We start from the raw sequence: 628 nt of genomic DNA on the forward strand, positions 1-628 counted from the left end.
AACATACCATTGGTCAGTTCGCCGGCGCCGAAGCCCGTGAAGCGGATCAACTGCGCCTGTTCCTTTGCCGTCGCCGGCCGGTCCTGCTTGGCAATGCCGTCGGCGACGAGTATCGCCGCGACATTGGCGCGGGCGCGATCCTTCCAGGAGGCGGCCAGCTTGCGGTCCCCGTCGAGATAGAAGTTTGCCCGAAGCCTTGCGCGCCGGACAGGCGTGGCAGCGACGGGGAGGGCGGGTGCAGGTGCTGGGGGCAGGGGATCTGGATCGTCGTCATTGGCGGCATCAGGCGAGAACCCGCCGAACGCTGTCACGCCAAGCCCGGGGACAAGCACGCTCGAGCCGAACATGTCGAGCGAAAAGGGATCGTTGCTCATGTGAAAGCTCCTTTCGATTGAGGGAGCGCGCTATCGCCCGGCCGGAAAATCGACCAGCTGCAGCGCGGGTTTTGCGAGGATTGGATCTGGCCTAGGCGGCCAGGGTTGAGGGGAGATGGCGCAGGTGTACCGGCAGCTTGGCGGCGATTTCGTCGTCGGTCAGCGTGTCGAGCAATTTCAGGAAAGTGCCTCCCTGGCCGCCATAGAACATCACCGTGCGATGGCCTTGGATCGGCTTGGGCCAGCGGTCGCTT

1 protein-coding gene is annotated in these 628 nt (G+C 64.5%); it reads right to left on the reverse strand.

The window, feature by feature from the left end; genetic code table 11:
• Positions 1-374, reverse strand: a 374-nt coding sequence (locus RNA01_RS23550) for a hypothetical protein (protein ID WP_443092651.1), incomplete at its 3' end; no start/stop codon positions are given.
• Positions 375-628: the final 254 nt, after the last annotated feature.

The sequence above is a fragment of the Paenirhizobium naphthalenivorans genome, assembly GCF_007992095.1.
Lineage (GTDB): Bacteria > Pseudomonadota > Alphaproteobacteria > Rhizobiales > Rhizobiaceae > Allorhizobium > Allorhizobium naphthalenivorans.